Below are 24534 nucleotides of genomic sequence, written 5' to 3' on the forward strand. Positions count from 1 at the left end.
CACGAACAAAGGTAAAAGGAATAACACCATGAAAAAAATACACCGAATTGCAGCCAGTGTGGCCGTTGCGTTAATGTCAGCAACCGTACTCAGTGGCTGCGAAAACAGTACCGGCAGTGCTGAAGTTGTTCGCGCGGGAAGCTATCAGGCGACAGAACACGGCCTGCTTGTTTTGCCTGCTCAGGGGCAGGCTAAAGCCGTGCGCTTACAAGTATTTGATGAAGGAATCATCCGCGTCACGGCGCTGCCACACGACGATTTCAGTCGGATTGCAGAGAGCCTGATGGTGACTGCCTCTGCGGGAAATACCCCTTACGACATAAAAGAATCAGCCGGTACTGTGACTCTGTCTACGCAGGCGATGACAGCCTCGGTATCGCTGACTGACGGTAATCTGGTGGTAAAAAACCGTGCCGGAGAGGTATTGCTGAAGAGTGTTAACAGCGGCGAATTTGCGCCGGTGACCGCTGATCCTGCCGGTGCCGGTAAGTACAATTTTGCTATTCACCAGCAGTGGAATACCGGCTCTGATGAGGGTTTTTACGGGTTAGGGCAGCATCAGGATGGCCAGATTAATCATGCCGGAGATAATGTTGAGCTGAGCACCCATAACCTGCAAATCTCGATTCCCTTTGTTGTCTCTACCAAACATTACGGGATTTTATGGGATAACGCCGCCATTACCCGGTTCGGAAATCCGGTGGAATCAGCGCCGCTGAACGCAGGCTTTGCGCTTTATGATGAAGACGGCAACGCCGGGGGATTAACCGCTTATTACTACGATAAAGACAAATTGCTGCTTAAACGCACAGAAGCTGATCTTGATTATCAGTTTCTTGCTCACAACACCACCCGGGAAATACCATTTCCTGCAGAGCTTGGTGATGTCAGCCAGCCCCGGATAGTGTGGAAAGGGCAGATAAGCGCGAAGCAAAGCGGACTTCACAAGTTCCGTATGTACTCCAGCGGCTATGCCAAACTGACCTTAAACGGTGAAAAGCTGCTGGACCGGTGGCGGATGAACTGGAATCCCTGGTTTCACAATACTGAAATGACGCTCAACGCCGGTGAAAAGGTGGACATTGAAGTCGACTGGGATTCGCAGGGTGGATACTTCCGTCTGTTACACAATAATCCTCAATCGAAGGCCGATGAGAACAGCCTGTCGCTGGCATCAGAAACCGGTAAGTCGCTGGACTATTACATCGTAGCCGGTAACAACACCGACGAGGTAATAAGTGGGTACCGCAAACTTACCGGCAAAGCCGTCATGTTGCCAAAATGGGCCTATGGATTCTGGCAAAGTCGTGAGCGATACAAAACGCAGGATGAACTGTTAGGGGCGCTGAAAACCTACCGTGAAAAGCAGATCCCCATTGATAATATTGTGCTCGACTGGTCTTACTGGCCGGAAGATGCCTGGGGGAGTCATAAGTTTGATTTGGCCCGTTTCCCTGATCCTAAAGGCATGATTGACGAAGTTCATACACTAAACGCCAATATCATGATTTCCGTCTGGCCGAAATTCTACAGTACCACCGGCAATTACAAAGAGCTGGATGCCAAAGGCTACATGCTGAATAAGAACGTGGATCAGGAGGGCAATCTGGACTGGATTGGGAAGGGGTATCTGAACGGGTTTTACGACCCTTACCCTGAAGAATCACAGGCAATTTTCTGGCGGCAATTAGATGAAAATCTGAATGTGCTGGGCATCGATGCCTGGTGGCTTGACGCGTCCGAGCCGGACATCCATTCGAACCTGTCGTATACCAAACGAAAAGAAATCATGACGCCGCTGGCGATAGGTTCAGGTGCTGAATATTTTAACTCCTATGCGCTGGCAAACGCCGAAGGCGTGTATGAAGGTGAGCGGCAATCAGACCCTGACAAGCGCAGTTTTATTCTTACCCGCAGCGGATTCGGCGGTATTCAGCGCACGGGCAGTGCCATCTGGAGCGGAGACACTGTGCCGCGGTGGTCAAATCTTAAAGAGCAGATTGCAGCCGGTGTGGGTACAGGATTGTCCGGTATGCCGAACTGGACCATGGATATCGGTGGCTTCACACCGGAAGATCACTACCGGTACAACGGCGATGTGATTGTGGGTCACTACAGTGAAATGGCTGAACAGTATCAGCAGGAATGGCAGGAGCTGAATATGCGCTGGTTCCAGTTCGGCGCATTTGTACCGCTGTTCCGCTCCCACGGCCAAAACCCTTTCAGGGAAGTGTTTAATCTGGCCGATGAAGGATCGGAAGTGTACAACGCACTGATATCCACCATCGAATTACGCTACCGCCTGATGCCTTATATTTATTCGCAGGCAGGGGATATGTTCCATAAAGACGGTACCTTAATGCGCGGTCTTGTGATGGACTTCCCTGAAGATGAAAAAGCGCAGGATATCGATGATGCCTACATGTTCGGGCCGGCCATTCTGGTTAACCCTGTGTATGAGTACAAGGCGCGGGAGCGGGATGTTTATCTGCCCGCAGGCGTGAGCTGGTACGACTTTTACTCCGGTGAAACGTATCAGGGCGGACAAACGGTTACTGCCAGTGCGCCGTTAACGCAAATGCCGCTGTACGTAAAAGCCGGATCAATTATTCCGGCGGGTGAAGCCATTCAGTATGTTTACGATAAGCCGGATGGCGCCTATACCATAAACGTATTTACCGGTGCAGACGGCGAATTTGAACTCTATCACGACGACGGCAAGTCATACGACTACGAGAACGGGGCGTATTCGTACACCCGCATTGAGTATGATGACAGTGAAGGTAAGCTCACCATCGGCAAACGTGAAGGGCAGTTTGATAGTATGGTCACTTCCCGTACCTGGCATGTCAGGTTTATTTCCGAAGGTGAAACCCTATTAAATTACGAAGCGAAGCCGGACGTCACTGTCACTTATTCCGGTGATGCCCTTACTGTAGAACGGACGAAGTAACCATGCGGACGCTAATTTGTCTTAGCGGAGTACTGCTCCTTTGTGCCTGTGCGGCGCAAAGGAGTGCTGACGATGCTCCCGAAGAACTCATCTTTTCGTTATCCGATTTGCAGATAAAAAACGGCGGTAAGAGCGTGGCGGTATCCGGCCTCACCACTGAAATCCCCGGGGTGACCGTTACACAGGAAAGCAGTCATCCGGCCTGAGGTTGTGCGCATAGGCGACTCAATTACCCATGGCTGGGAAGACAAGGGCGCACCGGTTTGGAAAGAGTATTTTCCGGATGTTCCCACGTTAAATCTGGGGTTCGGCGGTGACAGAACAAAAAATGTGCTTTGGCGCATTGAACAGGGTGAATTAGACGGCCTGTCGCCGGCCATCACCGTCGTTATGATCGGCACCAACAATACGGGTCACCGGATGGAACCACCGGAACATATTGCCCGTGGTATAAGTCACATTATTGACCGGATAAAGCAGAAAATGCCGGACAGTGCTGTCTTACTTACCGGCATATTTCCAAGGGGAGAAAATGCCACGTCTCCCGAACGGATTAATAATCAGAAAACAAACGGTCTTCTGAAAGATCTTGCTAAAGAAAAAGGCGTTTCCTACATCAATATTAACAATGTTTTTTTGAGCGAAGACGATATATTGAGTAAAGTTATTATGCCCGATTTACTCCACCCGAATGAAGCCGGATACCGGCTTTGGGCACAGGCGCTTGTTCCCTGGTTTTCTGCGCTGAAAAAGAAGGATTTGAACTACGCCCGCTGAAAAGCGGGCGTTTTGCTTTATTGCGCTTTGAACCATTTAGCAATGACCTGACGTTCTTCGTCTGTCATGCCGGTTTTATTCATAAAGGGCATGTCTTTACTTACGGCTGAGCGCTGATAAATTTGCGGCGCATAACGCTTAACATCCTGCCAGCTGTCAAATTTCACTCCCAGAGGTGCAACCTTGAAAATATCATCTGTGGGGCTTGAAGCATGGCAACTGGTACAATGCGTGGTAATAAGCGTCTGAACGGCTTTGTCATCAGCAGACAGTGCCGTCTGGTCATTCTGTGGCGCTGAAGCCGCTGCCCTGTTTTCCTGCTGGCTGACGGGCATAGATACCCAAATTGCCAGTAACAACATGCCCGCCGCACCGGATACCAGAATAGACGGCTTTTTAATGTCCTGATGTTTCAAATTAAAAAAGTGTCTTATCCAGGCAGACAGGGCCATGATGGCAATGAGTACCAGCCAGTTTTGCGGATGCTGATATGTCATCGGATAGTGGTTGCTGATCATAATGAACAGTAACGGCAACGTCAGGTAGTTGTTGTGTACAGAGCGTAATTTTGCGCTGGCGCCCCAGGCAGGGTCGATTTCACCTTTTGCTGCCACCGCTGCAACCATTTTTCGTTGATTGGGCATGATGTTTAAAAATACATTTGCCACCATGATGGTGCCCACCAGTGCGCCTACATGAATATAAGCGCCCCGGCCACTGAACAGCTGGGTGGTCAGCCAGCTGGCAAAGCAAATCATCATGATAAGAAACAGTGCAAACAGTTTGGGCGATTTAGCCAGCGGACTGCGGCATGCCAGTTCATACAGGGCCAGCCCGCCAAAAATGATCCCGAGGCCCGACAAAATTGCCGTTTGCGGACTCAGTGCATTTACTGACGGATCGATAAGATAGGCAGACGCGCCGAAGTAATAAACGATGATTAGCAGGGCAAAGCCACTTAACCAGGTAGTATAGGCTTCCCATTTAAACCAGTGTAATGTCGCAGGCATGCTTTCAGGGCCATAGGCATATTTAGCGACTTCATAAAAGCCGCCGCCATGTATCGCCCAGAGATCGCCCTTAATACCTTTTTCCTGCTTCCATTCAGGTGGTGTGCGCAAACTGTTATCTAACCAGATAAAATAAAACGATGCGCCAATCCAGGCAACGCCTGCAATCACGTGAAACCAGCGGACAAAAAGGGATAACCAGTCGAGTCCTTCCATACTTATCTCTCCTCTTTGCGGTATTGCGCAGTGCCGGCAACCCGTGTTTCTATTATCATCCGGTCATCACCGAGCATGGACAGTGCAAACAGCACCTCTTCTGCGGTATCACGGTCATGTAACCGGTGGGACGTCAATTCATCAAAGGCGGGGTCGACAATAATAAAATCGGCGAAAGTGCCGGGGTTTAAATTGCCAATTTCGTGCTGAAGTTTATGTGCCACGGCTGCACCTTGGGTCATCAGGTATAAACCGGTTAAAGGGCACAATGCCTGTTGCTGCATCTGACACACTTTGTAGGCTTCACCGTAGGTTCTGAACAGGTTAAAGGTTGTGCCTGCGCCCACATCAGTGGCCAGGGTAACGGGGACTTTCAAGCTCTTCGCTTTTTGATAATCAAACAAGCCACTGCCCAAAAACAGGTTCGACGTGGGGCAGAAGGCGATAGTCGCCCGCGCGTCTGCCATGCGTTGCCATTCCTGCTCTGTCAGGTGAAGACAATGTCCGAACACGCTGCGCTCACGCACCAGACCATAATGGTCATATACGTCCAGATAGCCGTTACGTTCGGGAAACAGTTGTTGTACCCACTGAATTTCTTTCTGATTTTCAGACAAATGGGTCTGAATAAATACGTCGCTGTGTTCAGCGGCCAGTGACCCGAGTAAAGACAATTGCTCACGGCTGCTGGTGGGAGCAAATCTGGGGGTAATCGCGTACAGATTACGCCCTTTATTGTGCCAGGATGAAATCAGTTGCTGTGATGCTTCATACGCTTGCTGAGGCGAATCGGCGAGGCCGGCAGGACTGTTCTGATCCATACACACCTTACCGGTTACCATCGCCATATTTTTTGCTGATGCTGCAGCAAAAAGCGCATCAACGGAACCGGCGTGCACGGTGGGGTAAACTAAGCCGGTTGTTGTCCCGTTTTTTAAAAGCTGACGCAAAAATACGTCCGCCATCGCGGATGCATAGTCGGGGTCGGCGAACTTCTTTTCGGTGGGAAAGGTGTAATTTTCCAGCCAGGTAAGTAACTGTTCGCCATAACAGGCCAGCATTTCTGTTTGCGGAAAGTGCAGATGGCTGTCGATAAGACCCGGCATGATCCAGTGATTTTTGTGATCGTGCAATGTGGCATCGGGGTAGTCGGACACTACATCGGCAAAGTTACCAATAGCCAGGATCCGCTCGTCTCGAACCGCCAGAGCACCGTCGGGGTAGCACACCGCATCCTGTTGCGGTGAATCTGTTTGCTGCGGGAAATGCAGTATCTTCGCACGGAATAGTTGAATCGTATTACTCACTAACTACCCCGGTAACTGCTGAAGCCGAAGGGTGAAATGAGCAGAGGTACATGATAATGACCGCCACTTTCCTGCATGGTAAAAGCAATATCGACAAACGGGTAAAAGCTTTCGCCGTGTTGTTCCGTCAGGTAATCCCGGCAGTGAAACCGTAGTGAGTAAGTCCCCTGAGAGAAATCTGCGTCACCCCAGCTTTTACAGCGACCGTCGCTGTCAGTCATGCCATTAACCTGTTTTCCGTCGGGAAAAGTCAGTGTCAGTGGTAACTGGCTTACGGGTTTACCTGATGTGGTGTCCAGAACATGACTGGATAAAGAAATCATAACCGTTCCTTAACTGTTAATCGCTTTGCTGATACGCAGGCAGGTAATTTTAATCTGCTCTGCTGCGGCATTTTTAAGCTCTTCTTCCGTGCTGTTGTTCAGCCTGTTTTCCAGCGCCTCCAGCATAGTTGTTGCCGGCAGACCTGAGGCACAAATAATAAAAATAAAGCCGTGCCTGGCCAGATACGCTTCGTTTTTTTCTTTCAGTGCAAAAAGTGTGGCATCGTCAGCGTCAGCCGTGCCGCTTTGTTCTCCGGCAGCTAAAGCGCGGGTGCTGGCATATTTGCTGCGTAATGAATTAATGTCACCAATCATGGGGTGGGCGGCAAATGCCTGCAACAAATCGTCCTTTTCCATGGTTTCCCAGACTGCCTTCCCGTGATTTTGTATATCGGCCACATCACAATAAGGGCGTTTGTCCGTCATCATGGATGCCCATTTTTCTGCTGCACAGGTTTGTGAAAACCAGCGCATGGCGTCCTGCCAGGGCAGGGCGTTTAGCGTGTTTACGTTCATGCTGATACGTTATCCTTGTTATCGTTTTCCAGCGTACGGCTTTGTGTGAGGTCAGGTGCAACGGGCGCCGGCCGGCTGTGCAGGCGTTCAATAATCTGAGCGCTGACCGACACAGCAACTTCTATGGGCGTTTTGCCGGGAATAGTCAGGTTACCTACCGGTGACACAAAATGGTTATCTGCAGCTTCGCCAAGTCCGCGATGGGCGAGTTTGGTACGAAAGCGTCTGGCTTTTGTGTCAGAGCCAATCATGCCCACATAAGGAAATTGATTTATCTTTAGCGCTGTTTCTGCCAGTAAATAATCCAACTGATGATCGTGAGTAAGAATAAGCAGCCAGCTTTGGGCCGGAAGAAGGGGGATTTCACCTTCTGGCTGGGGATCGCAGACTATTGTCACGTTTGGCGGCACATCCAGTTCTGCAAAGGCATCCGGGCGGCTGTCTATCCACTTAATATTCAGAGGCAGTTGTGCCAGAACAGGGATCAGCGCCTGAGCGACATGTCCGGCACCGAAAATGGCCAGTGTCTGACAATGGCTGACGTTGATTTCAAACAGCACCTTAACGGCTCCGCCGCAGCATTGCCCTAATTTACTTGAAAGCGGGTAGGATTCGATATGTTGCTGTGACTGGCCGGTGGCTAAAAAAGTACGGGCTTTTTTTACCGCATCAAATTCCAGATGACCACCGCCGATGGTATCGAACTGACGGTCGCCGGTAACCACCATTTTCGCGCCTTGTTCTCTTGGCACAGAACCCGCCACCGTGAGTACAGTGATCAGTACATAGCCCTGCGCATGCCGGTGGCACCAGCTTACGGCATCATACCAGTTACGGGGATGTCTCATGATAATGTCTCCGCTTCAGCCTGCTGCAAAGCAGTAATGGCATTGAGCACATTTTCCGGGGTAGCAGGCACCGGCAGAACAGGGTCAACGGTGTAATCACTGAGTGATGAAATGGCATCTTTCAACGCACACCACACCGATATTGCCAACATAAAGGGGGGCTCGCCCACCGCTTTTGAATGATAAATACTGTCTTCGTCGTTAGGACGGTCGAATAAATCCACGTTCATCACCGGCGGTGTATCACCAATGGCAGGGATTTTGTAGTTCGCCATATTATTCGACAGCAATCTACCTTTTTTATCCCATTTCAGGTCTTCCGATGTCAGCCAGCCCATGCCCTGAATAAAGCCGCCTTCGATCTGGCCTTTGTCGATAGCCGGATTCAGACTGGCGCCCACATCATGAAGAATATCTACGCGGTCCACTTTGTATTCTCCGGTGAGGGTATCAACGGAGACTTCTGATGCGGCAACACCATAAGCAAAATAAAAGAAAGGACGACCGGAACCTGTGGCGCGGTCGTAGAAAATTTTAGGGGTTTTGTAATAGCCCGTTGAAGACAGAGAAACCCGGCCAATGTAAGCCGCCTGAATGAGCTCTGAAAATGCAATACGCTCATCACCCAGTATCAGGTGCCCGTCGGCGAACACTGCCTCTTCTGCTGGCAGGCCCTTTTGTTTTGCCCAAAAGGAAACCAGTCTGGCTTTTAACTCAAGACAAGCGTTTTGTACGGCTTTACCGTTCAAATCGGTGCCCGATGATGCGGCAGTAGGTGAGGTATTCGGCACCTTATCAGTGCGTGTAGCGGTAACTTCAATATCAGCGAGATCGATACCAAATTCATGGGCTGCAATCTGGGCAATTTTGGTGTGAAGTCCCTGGCCCATTTCCGTACCGCCATGATTGACCTGGACGCTGCCATCGGTATAAATATGCACCAGCGCACCGGCCTGATTCAGGTGTTTGGCTGTAAACGAAATACCAAATTTCACCGGCGTCAGAGCCAGTCCTTTTTTTATTACCGGACTGGACTGATTAAAACCGGTGATCGCTTCTCTGCGCTGCCAGTATTCACAAGATGTTTCCAGTTGGCCAATCATTTCCGGTAGCAGATTATCGCCAATATCCATGCCGTAAGGGGTGATATTACCCGACGCTTTGGCATAGAGGTTACGCTTGCGGATAGTGAGCGGGTCTTCTTTTAGGGTTCTGGCGATACCATCTATCATGGCTTCGGCCACAATCATGCCCTGAGGACCGCCAAATCCCCGGTAAGCGGTATGGGATACATAAGAAGTTTTCAGGCGGTGACCAACAACATGACTGTCACCTAAAAAATAGCCGTTATCCACATGAAACATGGCGCGGTCGACAATGGCATCAGACAAATCAGCACTGTAACCGCAGTTGCCGTTAACAGTGATATCTGCGCCCTGAATAATGCCGGCTTCATCAAAACCGGTCTGCCAGCGGTTTTCAAAGGGGTGGCGTTTGCCGGTGACACTCATGTCCTGTGAACGGGGCAGGCGGCATTTCACTGCGCGCTGATTGCGCTGCGCAAGAATAGCGGCGATGCACGCCCATTGTGCGGCCTGGCTTTCTTTACCACCAAAACCGCCACCCATTCTGCGCATATCAACCGTCACCCGGTGAAGCTTTACACCCAGCACTTCTGCCACCAGTTTTTGCACTTCGCTTGGATGCTGGCTGGAGGTGTAAATCATCATGCGATCTTCTTCTTCCGGCACAGCCAGTGAGACCTGACCTTCCAGATACATGTGTTCCTGACCACCAATGTTCAGGCTGCCGGACACTTTGTAAGGTGAAGCGTTGACCGTATGGATGGCGTCCGGGTTACCGAAAGCATGGGTAGGGCGCACAAAGGACTGTTTCTCAAGGGCTTCATCCACTGACAGCACAGCAGATCCCGGCTTCACAGTAATGGTGCCCTTAAGTGCTGCACGCCGGGCAAGCTCTGTGGTTGTGGCTAATACTGCAAAAACAGGCTGGCCGTGAAACAGGATTTGCTTGTCTGCAAGCACAGGGTCGCCGTCAAATACCGGCGCGATATCAGTATGTCCGGGTACATCGCTGACGGTAATGACATCAATAACACCTTCGCTGTCACGGACGGCCTGTAAATCAATATGTTCAATTTCACCGGCAGCGCAGTTGCTTACGCCGATGGCTGCGTACGCGGTATTGGCCGGTTCGGGCATATCGTCCACATACCTTGCCTGACCGCTTACCTGACGTTCTGCACTTTCATGTGCTTTGTTTTTACCTAACGGACTGGATGCCGGTGCCTGACGGGCGTCTGCAACAGCCGGGGTTTGAATGAGTTTACGCATGATGTACCACCCGCGTCGGAATAAGGTTGTCCTGCTGATTCTCCAGCCAGAACCGGTGCCATAAATTGCCCAAGACCTGCTTTCTGTATGCTGCCGTAGCGCGTATATCATCAATAGGATTAAAAGCGTGCGTCAAAAGATTTTTCCCCTCTGACAGTGTTTGTGCGTCGCGCCAGGGCTTACCCACCAGAGACGCCGCTAAAGCGGTACACTCCACAGGTGTGGCTGCCACACCACCGAATCCGCTGGTAACAGAGGTGATCACACCATCGCTGATCCCCACGTTAAATACGGCAAGCACGGCGGAAATATCATCTTCCATCCGCTTCGAGATTTTATACGCAGCCAGATGCTGGTCCGGCTGAGGTAAGGGGATATGAATGGCGCTGATCCATTCATTGCTTTGCAGTGCAGTTTGGCGGTAGCCGGTAAAAAAAGCGTTTGCCGGAATGCTGCGGGTTTCGCTGCCATTATCCGCTACAATATCAGCGTTCAGCGCCAGCAGCAGTGGCGGTGTATCGCCGATGGGGGAAGCGTTAGCAACGTTTCCGCCCATGGTTGCCTGATTACGCACAGGCAGAGAAGCAAAACGGGTGAATAATTCCTCTAATGCCGGATAGTGGCTCACCAGCGTTTTCATTGCCCGGGACAAAGGCACAGCCGCGCCGATAATGATATGCGATTCGGTAACGTCAACCTCCTGCAGGCAACGCATCTGACTTAAACTGATGAGTGTTTTGAAAGACTGATGCTTTTGCGTGATCTCAAGGGCCAGGTCGGTACTGCCGGCAACCAGCGTTGCATCCGGGTTGCCGGCAATGGCTTTTTTCAATGCTTCGCGGCTGTCAGGCATAAGTAACTGACTGTCCTCTGTGACGTCTTCCCGGCTAAGCGCATTTAACCTGGCAAGGGTTGTTGCCTGTTGTGCATCGAACTTGTCTGCGGTTTTATTTGAACAGGCATCAATGGTGGCATCAATAATGGGACGGTAACCTGTACACCGGCAAAGATTTCCGGATAAGGCGTCTATCACATTTTCCCGTTCGGGAGCATTATCAGAATGGTAAAAAGCAAAGGCCGACATCACAAAACCCGGCGTGCAGAAGCCGCACTGGGAACCATTATGTTTCACCATCGCAGTCTGAACAGGATGCTGTGCTTGCAAAGAGGCCAAATCTTCTACGGTGATAAGCTGTTTTCCGTGCAGCGAAGACATCAGCGCTATACAGCTGTTGATGGTGGTGTAGTTAAGGCTGTTACCATCGTCTGAAGGACTGGCAACCACTACCGTACAGGCGCCGCAGTCGCCGGCTGCACAGCCTTCTTTTGTCCCCGTTTTTCGTTGCTGTTCCCTAAGGTAATTCAGCACCGTCATATTCGGGTTGCTCACCTGCAATTCGACAGGTTCATTGTTCAACAGAAAACGGACCATACCGAACTCCATGTAGATTTCAAAATGCTTGAATGCATTACTATATCTGTATTCTAAATTAAAAAGTAGACCATATGGTCAGATTTTTGTGTTAAAAAAAGGCCATTGCGAGTGGCGTGTATTTTTGCGGTGCAATTTGCACGATTTTGTGCACTTTTATGGTGCGCACCAACAAAGTTGGTTGTTCTTTAGTCAGCGTATCGCCAGCGGCTAAAAATCAGGTTCTGTTAACAAACTGCTGTTCAGAAGCTGTTTAAAAAATGAGTACGCAGCATTTAACTCACCCTTACAAAGCCCGTCTGACCTTTGTTTAAAAAATCGCTGCAAGATGTATGCGCAATGTTTTATACGCGCAAGAATATTCTATAAATGAAAAATTTATCACTGATTTAAGCAACTGTGGCACTATGACTGAATAGTCAGGTTTGACCATTTCAAAAGGAACAAAAAGGCGTCATGACTCAAGCATCAAAAGTGGATGCCAGTGTGGGAGCCCGTAACAGGGCGATCATTCTGGCAGCAGCAGAGAAAGCATTTGCTGCTCAGGGATTCAGAGGGACATCTGTTCAGCAGGTAGCAGATAAAGCAGGACTCCCTAAAACCAATGTTTTGTATTACTTCAAGTCCAAGCAGGAACTTTATCTGGCAGTCCTCAAGGAAACCATGTCGTTATGGAATTCCAGTTTCGATAAAGCCACTGCAGATGATGATCCTGCGCAAATGCTGGCAGATTACATTGCCGAAAAAATGGAGTTATCGAGAACACACCCGCTGGCTTCGAAGATTTTTGCCATGGAAATTATCAATGGTGCGCCAAACCTGAATCACTATTTTGATGATGAACACAGCGACTGGATGGCCGGTCGTGTGGCTATTTTGAAAGCCTGGACAGAGCAGGGGAAAATGCAGGCCATTGACCCCCATTATCTGCTTTTCAATATCTGGGCAAGCACCCAGCACTACGCTGACTTTTCAACGCAAATTACCCGTCTTCGCGGCGCGAAAATGAAAAAAGCAGATTTTGAAGAAGCCACCAGACATCTGGTAACCGTTACGTTAACCGGTTGTGGTTTAACGGTACCGGAAAAATACAGGATTGTGACAGCATGAGTGATGTTAGCAACAGTTATCCCCGTGATCTGAAAGGCTATGGTGCCAATCCTCCTGATCCACAGTGGCCGGGTAAAGCCAGAATTGCAGTACAGTTTGTCCTGAATTACGAAGAAGGTGGTGAAAACTGCGTGCTTCACGGTGATGCCCATTCAGAAATTTTTCTGTCAGAAATTGTCGGTGCGCAGCCGTATGCTGACCGCCACATGAGCATGGAATCGCTTTACGAATACGGCAGCCGGGCGGGTTTCTGGCGTTTGCACCGGTTGCTGACAGAAAAAGCGGTACCGGTCACTGTATTTGGCGTAACGATGGCAATGGAGCGTCACCCGGAAGCGGTTGAGGCAATGCTGAATGCCGGCTGGGAAATCGCCAGTCATGCCATGCGCTGGATTCATTTTCAGGATATGGATATCGACACCGAGCGGGCGCAAATTGAAGAAGCGGTAAACCTGCATGAAAAACTCACCGGCAAAAAACCTGCAGGCTGGTATACAGGCCGCACCAGCCCCAACACGTTAAAGCTGATTGCAGAGCGGGATGATATTCTCTACTGCGCAGATTCTTATGCGGATGATTTGCCCTACTACGATACCCAAAACGATGCGCCGCTGCTGATGGTGCCTTACACGCTGGATACCAACGATATGCGGTTTGCCACGCCGCAGGGATTTAACAGGGGTCAGCAGTTCTTTGAATATTTGAAAGATGCTTTTGATGTTCTCTACGAAGAAGGCGCCAGCCAGCCTAAAATGCTGTCCATCGGCTTGCATTGCCGTATCGTGGGTCGTCCGGCCCGTATGGCAGCTTTGAAGCGGTTTATTGAATACGTGCAAAGTCACGACAAGGTATGGCTGGCAACGCGGGAAGAGATTGCAAAACACTGGCAAACACACTTCCCGTATAGCGGAGATTAAAGTGTTTTGACTGCATAACGGCGTCTTACCGGTTCAGCCTGTGACGCCGTTATCTGTTTGATTCAGTCTGACCGGAAAACAAATCACAAATTTGGCTCCCATACCCGGAGAGCTTTCCACTTTTATTGTCCCCTGAAGAGCATTGGTGACAAGATTATAAATAATATGGGCGCCAAGCCCGCTGCCGCCAGCACCCAGTTTGGTGGTGAAGAAAGGCTCAAAGATGCGCTTTAACTGCTCTCCATTCATACCACAGCCGTTATCACAGTAAATCAGCTCAATGGTGCTTCCAATTTGTCTCGCATGCAGTGTAATCATGCCCTTTTCATTGGATGAAAAGGCGTGGGTGAGGGAGTTCATAATGAGATTTGTCAGAATTTGTGCGATGGCACCGGGTCTGGTCTCACTGACAATATTTTCTGCGCAACCGGACACGATTTCATGACCAGACTTTTTGATCTGCGGCTGTAACGAGGTGAGGACTTCATTGAGATACTGGTCAAGTTCAATGGTTCTCACTGAATCCTGATTGTGGTCCATAGAGATGTTTTTGAAGCTTTTTACCAGGTTTGCTGCACGGGATAGATTCAGTGACGTGGCAAGGCTGCCTTCCTGCGCTTCTTTGATAAACCGTTGCATGAAGGTTTTGGTCACCTTGTTGCTGTCAAAACGCTGTTCAAGTTCTGCGAGGAGGTGTTCAACATGACTGATTGCCGTTACCGATATGCCAAGGGGCGTATTAATTTCATGAGATACGCCGGCGACCAGGCTGCCTAACGATGCCATTTTCTCCTGTTCAAGCATCTGTTTTTGTGAAAATTTCAGTTCTGACAGTGTGTCTTCAAGAGACTGATTCGTATTCTCCAGCTCTTTTGTTCTGGCAGATATCTGGGCTTTAGCCTGGCTCAGCCTTCGGTTCGACAAATAGATGTAAAAGATGACAGAGCAGGCCAGTAGAGTGGCAGGCAGCGCCCACATAACAATGGTCAGGGTATCGGTGCCGATCTCAACGTTCACACGCAGCCATTTATTCTTTATCGCTTCCCGTTCCTGCATATCCATGGCGGCAATGGCTTTATTCAGCATGCTGACAAATTCAGGCCAGTCACTTCTTACGCCAATGACTATTTCGTCTGCATAACCAGTGGCTCCAGTTATTGCAAAGCTTTGATTTTCGCTGTCAGCCGCTGCTGCACTGATCACCGCAAGATTGCCCAGTACAGCATCAATCTTACCGGCTGAGAGCGCAGAGAACGCCTGACCAGTTGTTTTAAAGCGTCTGAATGTGAGGTCTGCGTGCTCTTTTTCCAGCTTCTCTGCGAGATGGTTATTCGTAATGCCTACTTCTTTTCCGGCAAGTTGCCACAGATTGTTTACCGGCGGTTGACTGGTGCTGGTGGCTATGACCACAGGAAAAAGCAAGTACGGATCGGTATAAAGGATATCTGTGGCAGGCTGCAGAGGTTTAATCAGAGCCGGCATGATGTCCAGAGACTTTTCTTTCAGACGCTGCTCTGCCGGCACACCGGTTTTAGTTATGGTCAGTTCTGCCGGTATTCCTAATTGGCGGGTAAAATGTCGGATGAAATCTGCACTTAAACCACTGAAGTCTCCGGTTTTGTTAAGGAAGCTTAACGGTCGGGTTTTAAAGTCATCGCCTAACCTTATGGTGTCTTTGGTTTTTAACCAGTCACGCTCTTCTCTTGTCAGGCTGATTTGCTCTACGGCATAAAATGAATCGTTGGAGTTTTCTCTCAGCCATTTATAAATCAGCGCACTGCGCGTACTGGCTGGCATTGTGGCGAGGGCTTTATTCACAACCTGCATAAACGGTGCGGCCTCAGGACCGGCAGCCATATGAAGTTCCGCATGGCCATTTTCAGTCAGAAGACCATTCACTTTAATATTGGAGATAAAATGTTTGTCCAGATACCATGCGACAGATGCATAATTGCTGACTAGCAGATCCGCTTGTCCTGAGGAAACAGCCATAATGGCTGCCTCTAAATCCGGCACTTCGATAATGCGAAGTTCAGGGAACAGGGATACACGGGCCGCAAGGACTTCATCGTCTTCAGGTACTGCCAGTGTGCGGTTTCCGGTATCCTGCAGACGACTTATTTGCGCTGTATTTGGTCTTGAAAAAAAATACTGCGATAAAGACAAATAACTGTCGGACAGCAGCAGACTATCGGGCCGGGTATCTTTTGGATTTATCACCGGCATCACATGGATTTGCCCCTTAGCGGTAGCCTCTTTGAGGTATTCGGCGCTGTCACTGCGGATTATATTAATTTGCGAACCTGTCTGGCTGGCCACATAGCGCAGCAACTCAATGGCAAAACCTGTGCTGTTGTTGCTTTCATCTGTATAATTGAATGGCACATTGTTGGTTTCACCTGCAACGTTTATCACCGGATTTGCCGTTAACCATGCTTTTTCCTGGTCAGTCAGCCGGAGCGGTTCTGAAACGGCATCTGTGTTCAGGATCTCGCTGATGGTAAAATCGTGGCTGATCAGGCGCGGGTTTCTGATCAGTGAGCGACTGTCAAAATGAATACCGTCCGGTTGCAGTTGAAAAAAGGGCAGGTAACGGGTGAGATCATCCGGTGTCGCTGTAATCATTAAAGAATCAAATTCAATTCTCTGGCTGTCAAAATCCACTCCATTAAGATAATCATGCAACATCACCACTGCCCAGGCGCCATCCATAAAGTGACCACCTATACTGACCACTATCTGGCCTGATTCGAGATAGTCAGCCGTTGGTGTATCCCAGTCGACACCGCCGACTGCCGGCGGGTCAGCGATCCCCATTTCAGCTATTTTATCCGCCACGCCTTTTGCCATAAGATCACTGGCACACCAAACTTCCGTAATATTAGGGTCATTCAGCCACGCTTCTTCAAATATCCGGCCTGCTTCTTCGTCACTCCAGTAAGCATATTCTTTTTGGACGCGGGTGATTTCTGAATGTCTGGCAACGTATGCATCTAATCCACTCAGGCGGCGGGAGGACGATGCATCAACAGGGTCACCACCAATGGCGAGTATCCGGTGGGTATCGCGTTTGCGATGGAGGTGTGTATGCCGGGTAAGAGCACTTGTTAATCGCTCGCCAATGGAATAGTCGTCGGCCGTAATACTGCCAATCCAATACCGGAACTGCTTGCGGGGCTTAAGGGTTGTATCCTGCATGCGGTTATTAATTAAAATTGAAGGTACTTTGTGTGCTTCAGCCAGAGTTAACACGTCTTTTTCGGCACCAGTCCACACTTGAAATATCAGACCGTCTACATTGCTGTTGAGGGCTTTCTCAGCTTGCTCACGCATTTTATCAGCCGACAGAGCGTAGGGATAAATGGCAAGCTCAATTCCCAGATCAGTAGCGGCCCGCCTGCTTATACTGGCAACTCTGTTCCAGAACGGGGTGCTGTCAGGGATGAGTAAAGCGATTCTCAGAGGGGCGAGGTCGATGTTGTTTGCAGAAGGCGCAATCTTTGCATCCTGTGCCGGTGCAAAGAATGGTAAACAGATCAGAAATAATAAAAAAGACGGAATAAAAAACGGTATGTATTCACATTTGATGAATGTACCTGCTCCCGGATTTTTGCACTGCACGATTAATCCTGTCTGTTTGACTTGTATCCCTGTTGTTAACTTTTAAACATAGTTCTACTTATCAAAAATTAAAAGTTTATTTAGATAAGGTTTAATTAAAAGCTGACAGTACTTCTATTTCATCAAGGACAAATGTATGTTTAAAACTCGCAGTCTGGTCACCTTACTTCTCACTCTTCCTCTGGTAACCAGTTCCATGGCAGCGGGTATTACCCGTTTTGCCTCTGCATCGCCGGATGCGCCTTTCTCTGTTGCCACTCAGGTGGGCAACACCGTGTATCTGTCCGGTCAGCTCCCTTTGGATAAACAAGGAAAAATGGCCGATAACATGACGGCGCAGGCCCACCAGGTCATGGATAATGTTAAGTCGGCGGCAGCGGTTGCCGGCCTGACGATGAATGATATTTTTAAATGCACGGTAATGATTGACGACATCAATCAATGGGGAGACTTTAACAAGGTATACGTCACCTACTTTGAAAAAGGCAAGTTACCTGCGCGCAGCGCTTTCGGCGCTGACGGTCTGGCGATGGGAGCTATGCTGGAAGTGGAATGTATGGGCTACAAGCACATGGAATAAACGCGTTGCCCGCTACGGTGGGCTGAGAACACAAAGGAGTCCGCAGAGGGACTCCTTTTTCTTTTATTTCAAATCAAAGATGTATCTGAGCAGGAAAACCAGCGCGAGAATATAGGTTATTTTACTCACTTCTTTGTATCTGCCACTGCCGGCCATGGTGACCACATAGGTAATGAATCCCAATGCAATACCTTCTGAAATACTGAATGTTAGCGGCATTGCCAGCAAGGCTACGGAAGCGGTTGCCAAAGCGCCGAGATCATCGAAATCAAGCTGGCGGATGGAATCCATCATCAGGATCCCCACCATGATGAGTGCCGGTGTCGTTGCCATGAGAGGGATGACTTTCATCAGCGGAGTCAGGAATAACGCTAACAGAAAACACAGTGCAGTAACGATGGCAGTTAAACCTGTCCGGCCTCCTGCGGAAACACCCGCAGCCGACTCCACATAACTGGTGACCGGTGATGTACCCAGTGCTGCACCGGCTACACTGGCGGTCGCATCAGCGGTCATCGCACTGCCAATTTTAGGCAATTTGCCTTTTTCATCCAGCAGATTTGCACGTCGGGACACGCCGATGAGGGTGCCGATAGTGTCGAACATGTTTACAAACATTAATGCAAAAATCAGGTCCCAGGTTTCACCAAAATGTTCGATGGGATACCAGATATCCATAGCAAAGAAAGTATCGTCAATAGGATCCGGCATGCCAAAGAAAGCATCGGGATGGTTGGTGAGATAACCGTCACCGGACGGGATGAACGCACCGGCAACGGAAAGAATAATGATAGAGAGCAGAATGCCCCCTGTAACATTACGCATTACTACCACGATGGTCAGAAGAATACCGGCAAAAGCAAGCAGTACAGCAGGATCGGATAAATCTCCTAAGCTGACGAACGTCGCAGGATTATCCACCACCAGACCGGCATTTTTTAATCCGATAAAAGCGATAAACAGACCGATACCGCACTGCACGCCGACTTTCAGTGAGGGCGGCACAGCCTCTGCAACCTTCGTCCGGACGCCGGTCAAGGTGAGCAGAAGGAACAAGATGCCGTTCCAGAATACGATACCCAACGCCGCTTCCCAGGGGACATCACGACCCATACAAATGGTAAAAGTAAAAAACGCATTCAAGCCCATGCCGGGAGCCAGTGCCACCGGGTAATTTGTCATGGCAGCCATCAGCAAACTACCCACGCACGCGGCGAGGGCGGTAACAGTAATAAGGCCTTCTACGGGCATACCGCTCAGCCCCAGAATGCCCGGGTTTACGACCAGAATATAAGACATCGCAGCAAAGGTTGTTAAACCGGCGATGACTTCGGTTTTAACATTTGTACCATGTGCCTGCAGCTTAAACAGGCGTTCTAATAAAGCGTGTGACATGGGGTCTCCCCGGATTATTCTATTTATGCGTATTATCTGAAGCCGGATAAAGCAAAATCCTGACCACTTAGTCAGAAATGGTTCGTTTTGTGCTTGCTTTTCAGCTTGATACAGTAGTGCAGTCCGGCCAGTGATTGATTTGCCGGAAGTTTATGGAAGGCGGTGCCGGAAAGGAGCAGGCATTTCATAAACTTAAGGGGCGGGATTGTAGCAAATTTTCAGTTGTTACAGATACAATACTGTCACGACAAAAGGTGAAGTTGCACCACGAGTGCAATAGTGTGTTATTTTGGTGCAAACCGCTAAGAAAAAATACTCCGTGCATTGCCGTTATGCCAACGGAGAGGAAAATCCATTATGTCGCTAAAAACGTTAATCCGTGCACTGCCTAAAGCAGAACTGCATTTACATATCGAAGGTACATTGTCACCGTCTCTGATGTGGGAGCTGGCACAATGCCATGGCGTAGAATTGCCGTATCAGTCTGTTGCGGATATCGAAGCTGCTTATCAGTTTTCAGACTTACAGAGCTTTCTTGACTTGTATTACGCCGGTGCGGATGTGCTGCGTACTGAGGACGATTTCTATCAACTGATGATGGCATACCTGCTGAAATGTAAGGAAGAAAACATTGTTCACGCTGAGATCATGTTTGATCCGCAAACTCACACGGAACGTCATGTATCTTACCGGACATTTATGACGGGTTTCCTGAAAGCCATCAGGGAGGCGCAGGAAGGCTGGGGAATGAGTGTGAAACTTATCCTCTCATTTTTACGCCATCTGAGTGAAGAGTCGGCCATTCAGACATTGCAGGATGCCGAGCCCTGGTACGACAATATTGATGCTGTGGGTCTGGACAGTTCGGAACTGGGACATCCTCCTGAAAAATTTGAACGGGTTTTCAGTCAGGCCCGCTCCCTTGGTTTTAAAGTCGTTGCCCACGCCGGTGAAGAAGGGCCGCCTGAGTATATCTGGCAAGCTATCAATCTGCTCAATATCGACAGGATTGATCACGGTGTGCGGTGCAGCGAAGATGACGAGCTGCTGGCGCTCATCAAACACAGGCAAATCCCCCTGACAGTTTGTCCGCTGAGTAACCTGAAACTGTGTGTCATAGATGATATGGCGAAGCACAATATTCTGTCGTTACTGGAAGAAGGACTGCTGGTAACAGTGAATTCTGATGACCCTACGTATTTCGGTGGTTTCATGAATGAGAACTTTGATGCACTGGAATCTGCACTGGGGATGAATGAAGAGCAGTTACGTAAGCTGGTGAAAAACAGTTTTACGGCCAGTTTCCTGTCTGAGGAAGAAAAACTTCACTGGCATAATGCAGTGGATGCAGTGCAGTAGCACGACAGCGGGATCAACAATCAAAAACGGCGCAGTAATGACTGCGCCGTTTTTCATTTTATTGCCTGACGTTCAGGTTTAGCGGGCCGTTTATTCTCCCGGGATGTGTTTCTGATATTTATCCCAGTTTTCAACCAACTCATTTATCACTGTACTGCCAGCAAGATAGGCCGCTTCCAGCGACGGTACCATTGCCGCATAGCCGCCGTTTTCACGTTCCATCGCCAGGTTCTCTGCGGCGGTCAGTCCTTCCGGCTGCATAGTGAAGTTACTTGCCGTGCGCAACACCATAAAACGGTTCTTGTCGGCTTTACCCGCACGGTCCAGATAAATCATCGACTGGTAACTGCCAGTATCTTCCATACCGGAAGTCATGAAGTTGCCTTCACCACGGGTCCATAATGATACCCAGTCGTTAGCCCAGTCATTCAGCAGTTTACCATGCCAGAAAGTGGAAGCCGCCAGATGATCACCGATCATGACTTTTGGCGTGGTCCGCGCGTTGGGATAGTTTTTATAACGTGCACGCAATTCAGCCATGGCTTCAGTGTCCATGAGTTTCAACGATTTCGTCATATTGAATGCCCATTCACTTAAACCGGTATTCAGCTTGTGCATTTCGCCGTTAACAGCCGGGCGGCCTGCATCGGTTTGCGGGCCGTTAGCGAATAAGGGAAAATAGCCTGAAGGCCAGTCAGCAGATATTTCTCTGGCATCAATTTCATGGGCAAGATCACCATCCACCAGATGGCGTGTCCAGACTGCGGATCCGATTGTACCGTCCTGCGGATCCATACCGGCAATACCGGCAACCAGCCAGTAGGCTTCGGTTAAGTCAAAACGGGGGTCCAGCCCCAGTGCCATAATGGCTGCAGAAGCACGTGCTGTGCCCATACCTGTTACGATGGCAAGCACACCTTTATCTTCATTGGCGTAGATGTCGTGGAAAGACTGGGGGAAAGGAAAACGGGTATCCAGGCCATAACGTTCTTTCCACATTTGAAATTCACCGGCTTTGTCACCTTCGTCTTCACCGATTTCAAACATCGTAACGACCACGGCTTTTACCTTTAGCGGGGCAGCAGCGTGGCTGAGGGTGGTAAGACTGAGCAGGCAGAAACCAAGGATGGCTGACACAGTATTTTTCACAAATAACTCCTTGTTGATGCAGCAATCGCCTCAGAATAAATTGAAGGTACTGCACATATTAAAACGGCATGCGAATGCATGCCGTTGCGGTACGTGTCAGTTTGATCAGAACTTATAACCAAACTTCACGTTGAAGTGACGAGGCAGTTCAGGCAAGACGATTTGGCTGCCGAACAGGTCAGGGAAGTTCGCGCGGAAGTAGCGCTCATCCGTTAAGTTTTTAACAGTGAAGTTAATATCCCACTGCTCTGTCTGGTATGACAGACCTGCGTTCACCAGCGTGTAGGCTGGCAACATCACTGAACCTGAGAAACCGGAAGGTGCTTCATCTGCATCAATGATGCTGACACTGCTGGCAAAACCATTCTGGAAGTCATAGGTGGCTGTCAGTGTGTAGATGTTATCCGGAATACCGGCTTTCTTGGCTTTCGGGTTGCTTGTACCTTCACCAACCAGGTTCAGGCCGATAACGTTACCACCCAGTACCAGTGAAGGATCTTCCAGACCGGTGAGATCTTCCAGGCCCAGGAAGCCAAACTGGCTGCCATTTTCACGGGCAGTCAGGTTGATAACTTCAACATTGGTGTAACCGGCAGAAACAACCAGGTTTTCATTGACTACCCAGCGTAGTTCTAACTCGACACCTTCGTTGTGAGTTGTCGCATTTGTTACGATGGCCTGGCTGTTGTAGTCAGTACGTTCCTGCTCATATACAGATAATGCAAAATACAGGCTGTCGTCCAGGAATGAACCTTTAATACCGTATTCGAACAGATCTGACGTGTCAAATGCACCACTGCCATCAGCATTGTTGAGCTGGCCCACGGTAATTTCAGCACCCTGACCGGCAACCAGTGTCGCCTGTTCAGCCACAGTAATGTACGGGATCAGGCCCCATGGGGTAGTGTATGAGATACTGGTGTTCCAGGATACGCCATCAACGGTTTCTTCCTCATACACCGGTGTGCCTTCGTTTCCTTCAAGGCGGGCGCCCGGCAGTAACAGATCCTGTCGTGAAGTAGATTCAATATCGATGGTATCGTAACGCAGACCCAATACGATGTTCAGACCGAAGTCCCAGGTCAGGTCTGTCATTGCTGCAAAACCTAAGTCCAGGTAGTTACCTTCGTCATAGTTGTCGTAGTTCATGCCACTGCGGGTTGCCAGTAAACGGCGGTCCAGTGCAGAAGACGGCATGGTCAGATCGCGACGGTTGAAATATTCATAAGTGAAATCATCACCGTGCAGGAAGTCGGTATAGCGGATTGAAGGCGATACCTGGAACTGTGCAAGCAGTGAGTTGGTTTCATATTCCGTAGAGAATACTACTTTGTCTTCAATTACCCAGCTGTCGTGGAATTGAGAGAAACCGTAGGCATTTTCGTTGATGTTGTCATAGCCGTCGTAGAAAAACTGGTTCTTAATTTCCCAGCTGTCAGCGTAATAGATAACATCGAAATAGAAGGTGTTGGCTTCATTGACCAGCTGGTCGTCAGGCGCTACCAGCGTTTGTGAACCACTTAGTGTGGTAGTACCCACGTTTTCCAGCGCCATCAACTCTGTGGCTTCTGAATCAGTGAAAGAAGCTGCCGGTACATAGAAGAAGCTGTTACCCGCCAGATTCACTGCGCCGTATTCTTCATGGGAGATAGAACCGTCACCGTCTGTATCCAGAGGTTGAGCAGTACCGGTAATATAAGTACCGTTGTCTACCAGTTCCTGAGTCAGGCGGTTCCAGCCTGCTACCTGGTTACCATCGTACTTATGGTACATGCCACCGAATTCAACACGCAGATTATCAGTTAAATCAATGTTGAATGAAGCCTGCAGGATAGATTGATCAGTGGCTGAATTTTCGTAATAACTTCCTGAATTCTCAACTTCACCATATACGTAATAACCCATTTCTTTGCCTGCGATAGAAGCCGGACCGCCAACTTCAGCAGTTACAATGCTTTTATCCCATGTTCCGTGGGTATACGACATAGCGCCGGTAGGTGCATCCAGATACTGACCGGATGATGCACGGGCTGATTTAGGGTTAAAGTTCAGGTAACCACCAATTTTAGACGGGCCGTAGATAGGAGAAGCAGGACCACGAACAATATCGATACGGCTTGATGCACCGATAGGAGTCGGATAGTTACCCGGGTTATCAAGACGCTTCATGCCACGGAAATAAGCTTCACCCGGGTTACCACGCACATCCAGTGAACCTGCAACACCGAAGAATGACTGGGTGAATGTACCCGGTGCGAAGGCCACAAGTTCATCAATGTCTGACACATTGAAACGCTCCATTTGCTCAGAGCTGATGGTTGAAGCCGAACGCGGTGTCTCTAAAATTGATTTACCGAAACCGAATACGGCTTCAACGTCCTGGCCAGGTAAGCTGCCCAGTGAACCGGTCACTTCAATTTTTTCAACTTCTTCATCGGAGGGGGTATTTGCTTCCTGAGCAAATACCGACGCCGGGGCTAAAACCAGGCCAAATGCAATGGCTTTAGCAAGCGGAGATACCGCAAAAAGAGTGTGTTTCATGTTTTTCCTCTGTTTTAGTAATCAGCCTCTACGGGCGGCTTAAACGTTGCCAGACCAGCAGAAGCACATTAAGTGCCAATAAGTTGTCCGATTGGTCAAGAAGATTTTTAAGTTTAAATTATTGAT

At 49.3% G+C, this 24534-nt stretch carries 18 protein-coding genes; 7 read left to right on the top strand and 11 right to left on the bottom strand.

Translation table 11 applies throughout. The features are described 5' to 3' along the window. Positions 1-28: 28 nt before the first annotated feature. From ACXAGR_RS16100 to ACXAGR_RS16110, 3 genes are read left to right on the top strand one after another with little or no spacing between them, the layout of a single operon-like run. Positions 29-2953 (top strand): glycoside hydrolase family 31 protein, encoded by a 2925-nt coding sequence (locus ACXAGR_RS16100; RefSeq protein ID WP_474851261.1) that lies wholly within the window; start codon positions 29-31, stop codon positions 2951-2953. A 2-nt stretch (positions 2954-2955) separates the two neighbouring features. After that, a complete protein-coding gene (locus ACXAGR_RS16105) occupies positions 2956-3159 on the top strand; it encodes a hypothetical protein (RefSeq protein ID WP_474851262.1) in 204 nt (67 codons plus the stop codon). Between the two features lie 4 nt (positions 3160-3163). After that, positions 3164-3730 (top strand): GDSL-type esterase/lipase family protein, encoded by a 567-nt coding sequence (locus ACXAGR_RS16110; protein WP_474851263.1) that lies wholly within the window; start codon positions 3164-3166, stop codon positions 3728-3730. A 17-nt stretch (positions 3731-3747) separates the two neighbouring features. Here the strand turns inward: ACXAGR_RS16110 and ACXAGR_RS16115 are convergent, their stop codons facing one another. From ACXAGR_RS16115 to xdhA, 7 genes are read right to left on the bottom strand one after another with little or no spacing between them, the layout of a single operon-like run. Continuing rightward, positions 3748-4956, bottom strand: coding sequence for a urate hydroxylase PuuD (locus tag ACXAGR_RS16115; RefSeq protein ID WP_474851264.1), 1209 nt, complete (start codon positions 4954-4956; stop codon positions 3748-3750). Positions 4957-4958: 2 nt separating this feature from the next. Further along, the gene (guaD, locus tag ACXAGR_RS16120) at positions 4959-6251 is read right to left on the bottom strand and encodes a guanine deaminase (protein WP_474844531.1); all 1293 of its coding nucleotides are present in this window, start codon (positions 6249-6251) and stop codon (positions 4959-4961) included. Positions 6252-6262: 11 nt separating this feature from the next. Then, positions 6263-6586, bottom strand: a complete 324-nt coding sequence (uraH, locus tag ACXAGR_RS16125) for a hydroxyisourate hydrolase (RefSeq protein ID WP_474844409.1) — start codon at positions 6584-6586, stop codon at positions 6263-6265. A gap of 9 nt (positions 6587-6595) precedes the next feature. Further along, a complete protein-coding gene (uraD, locus tag ACXAGR_RS16130; RefSeq protein ID WP_474851265.1) occupies positions 6596-7102 on the bottom strand; it encodes a 2-oxo-4-hydroxy-4-carboxy-5-ureidoimidazoline decarboxylase in 507 nt (168 codons plus the stop codon). Then, positions 7099-7950: a xanthine dehydrogenase accessory protein XdhC gene (gene xdhC, locus ACXAGR_RS16135; protein ID WP_474851267.1), complete on the bottom strand. Its 852-nt coding sequence runs from the start codon at positions 7948-7950 to the stop codon at positions 7099-7101. Before xdhC ends, uraD begins: the two co-directional genes overlap by 4 nt. Next, entirely contained in the window at positions 7947-10304 is a 2358-nt protein-coding gene (xdhB, locus tag ACXAGR_RS16140; RefSeq protein ID WP_474851269.1) for a xanthine dehydrogenase molybdopterin binding subunit, read from the bottom strand. Before xdhB ends, xdhC begins: the two co-directional genes overlap by 4 nt. After that, positions 10297-11736 carry a xanthine dehydrogenase small subunit gene (xdhA, locus tag ACXAGR_RS16145; protein ID WP_474844405.1) on the bottom strand — a complete coding sequence of 480 codons (1440 nt, stop codon included), beginning with the start codon at positions 11734-11736 and terminating at the stop codon, positions 10297-10299. The genes xdhB and xdhA overlap by 8 nt, the downstream gene beginning before the upstream one ends. Before the next feature lie 456 nt (positions 11737-12192). Here xdhA and ACXAGR_RS16150 point away from each other — a divergent pair, with 456 nt between their 5' ends. Beyond that, positions 12193-12846, top strand: a complete 654-nt coding sequence (locus tag ACXAGR_RS16150) for a TetR family transcriptional regulator C-terminal domain-containing protein (protein WP_119501618.1) — start codon at positions 12193-12195, stop codon at positions 12844-12846. Then, a complete protein-coding gene (gene puuE / locus ACXAGR_RS16155; RefSeq protein ID WP_474851271.1) occupies positions 12843-13763 on the top strand; it encodes an allantoinase PuuE in 921 nt (306 codons plus the stop codon). The genes ACXAGR_RS16150 and puuE overlap by 4 nt, the downstream gene beginning before the upstream one ends. Positions 13764-13796: 33 nt before the next feature. Here puuE and ACXAGR_RS16160 read toward each other — a convergent pair whose 3' ends face one another. After that, positions 13797-17384 carry a transporter substrate-binding domain-containing protein gene (locus ACXAGR_RS16160; protein WP_474851273.1) on the bottom strand — a complete coding sequence of 1196 codons (3588 nt, stop codon included), beginning with the start codon at positions 17382-17384 and terminating at the stop codon, positions 13797-13799. Positions 17385-17520: 136 nt separating this feature from the next. Here ACXAGR_RS16160 and ACXAGR_RS16165 point away from each other — a divergent pair, with 136 nt between their 5' ends. Then, positions 17521-17964, top strand: a complete 444-nt coding sequence (locus ACXAGR_RS16165) for a RidA family protein (RefSeq protein ID WP_474844402.1) — start codon at positions 17521-17523, stop codon at positions 17962-17964. Positions 17965-18027: 63 nt separating this feature from the next. Here the strand turns inward: ACXAGR_RS16165 and ACXAGR_RS16170 are convergent, their stop codons facing one another. Continuing rightward, complete coding sequence (locus ACXAGR_RS16170; RefSeq protein WP_474844401.1) at positions 18028-19359, bottom strand: NCS2 family permease; 1332 nt, start codon at positions 19357-19359, stop codon at positions 18028-18030. A gap of 357 nt (positions 19360-19716) precedes the next feature. On the opposite strand from ACXAGR_RS16170, the gene ACXAGR_RS16175 reads away from it, so the two are divergent. After that, positions 19717-20718, top strand: a complete 1002-nt coding sequence (locus tag ACXAGR_RS16175) for an adenosine deaminase (protein WP_474851274.1) — start codon at positions 19717-19719, stop codon at positions 20716-20718. A gap of 90 nt (positions 20719-20808) precedes the next feature. Here ACXAGR_RS16175 and ACXAGR_RS16180 read toward each other — a convergent pair whose 3' ends face one another. Both ACXAGR_RS16180 and ACXAGR_RS16185 read right to left on the bottom strand, forming a co-directional pair. Then, positions 20809-21867, bottom strand: coding sequence for a purine nucleoside permease (locus ACXAGR_RS16180; protein WP_474851276.1), 1059 nt, complete (start codon positions 21865-21867; stop codon positions 20809-20811). Between the two features lie 105 nt (positions 21868-21972). After that, on the bottom strand, positions 21973-24408 hold the full coding sequence (locus ACXAGR_RS16185) for a TonB-dependent siderophore receptor (protein WP_474844398.1): 2436 nt from the start codon (positions 24406-24408) through the stop codon (positions 21973-21975). Positions 24409-24534 lie beyond the last annotated feature (126 nt).

This window comes from Alteromonas sp. ABH4_457, from assembly GCF_056160625.1.

Coding starts and splice junctions, on each gene's coding strand:
- puuE (WP_474851271.1), top strand. CDS start 12,843: ATGAGTGATGTTAGCAACAGTTATCCCCGTGATCTGAAAGGCTATGGT.
- xdhA (WP_474844405.1), bottom strand. CDS start 11,736: ATGGTCCGTTTTCTGTTGAACAATGAACCTGTCGAATTGCAGGTGAGC.
- xdhC (WP_474851267.1), bottom strand. CDS start 7,950: ATGAGACATCCCCGTAACTGGTATGATGCCGTAAGCTGGTGCCACCGG.
- ACXAGR_RS16165 (WP_474844402.1), top strand. CDS start 17,521: ATGTTTAAAACTCGCAGTCTGGTCACCTTACTTCTCACTCTTCCTCTG.
- ACXAGR_RS16175 (WP_474851274.1), top strand. CDS start 19,717: ATGTCGCTAAAAACGTTAATCCGTGCACTGCCTAAAGCAGAACTGCAT.
- ACXAGR_RS16170 (WP_474844401.1), bottom strand. CDS start 19,359: ATGTCACACGCTTTATTAGAACGCCTGTTTAAGCTGCAGGCACATGGT.
- xdhB (WP_474851269.1), bottom strand. CDS start 10,304: ATGCGTAAACTCATTCAAACCCCGGCTGTTGCAGACGCCCGTCAGGCA.
- ACXAGR_RS16105 (WP_474851262.1), top strand. CDS start 2,956: ATGCGGACGCTAATTTGTCTTAGCGGAGTACTGCTCCTTTGTGCCTGT.
- ACXAGR_RS16115 (WP_474851264.1), bottom strand. CDS start 4,956: ATGGAAGGACTCGACTGGTTATCCCTTTTTGTCCGCTGGTTTCACGTG.
- uraD (WP_474851265.1), bottom strand. CDS start 7,102: ATGAACGTAAACACGCTAAACGCCCTGCCCTGGCAGGACGCCATGCGC.
- ACXAGR_RS16150 (WP_119501618.1), top strand. CDS start 12,193: ATGACTCAAGCATCAAAAGTGGATGCCAGTGTGGGAGCCCGTAACAGG.
- uraH (WP_474844409.1), bottom strand. CDS start 6,586: ATGATTTCTTTATCCAGTCATGTTCTGGACACCACATCAGGTAAACCC.
- ACXAGR_RS16185 (WP_474844398.1), bottom strand. CDS start 24,408: ATGAAACACACTCTTTTTGCGGTATCTCCGCTTGCTAAAGCCATTGCA.
- ACXAGR_RS16100 (WP_474851261.1), top strand. CDS start 29: ATGAAAAAAATACACCGAATTGCAGCCAGTGTGGCCGTTGCGTTAATG.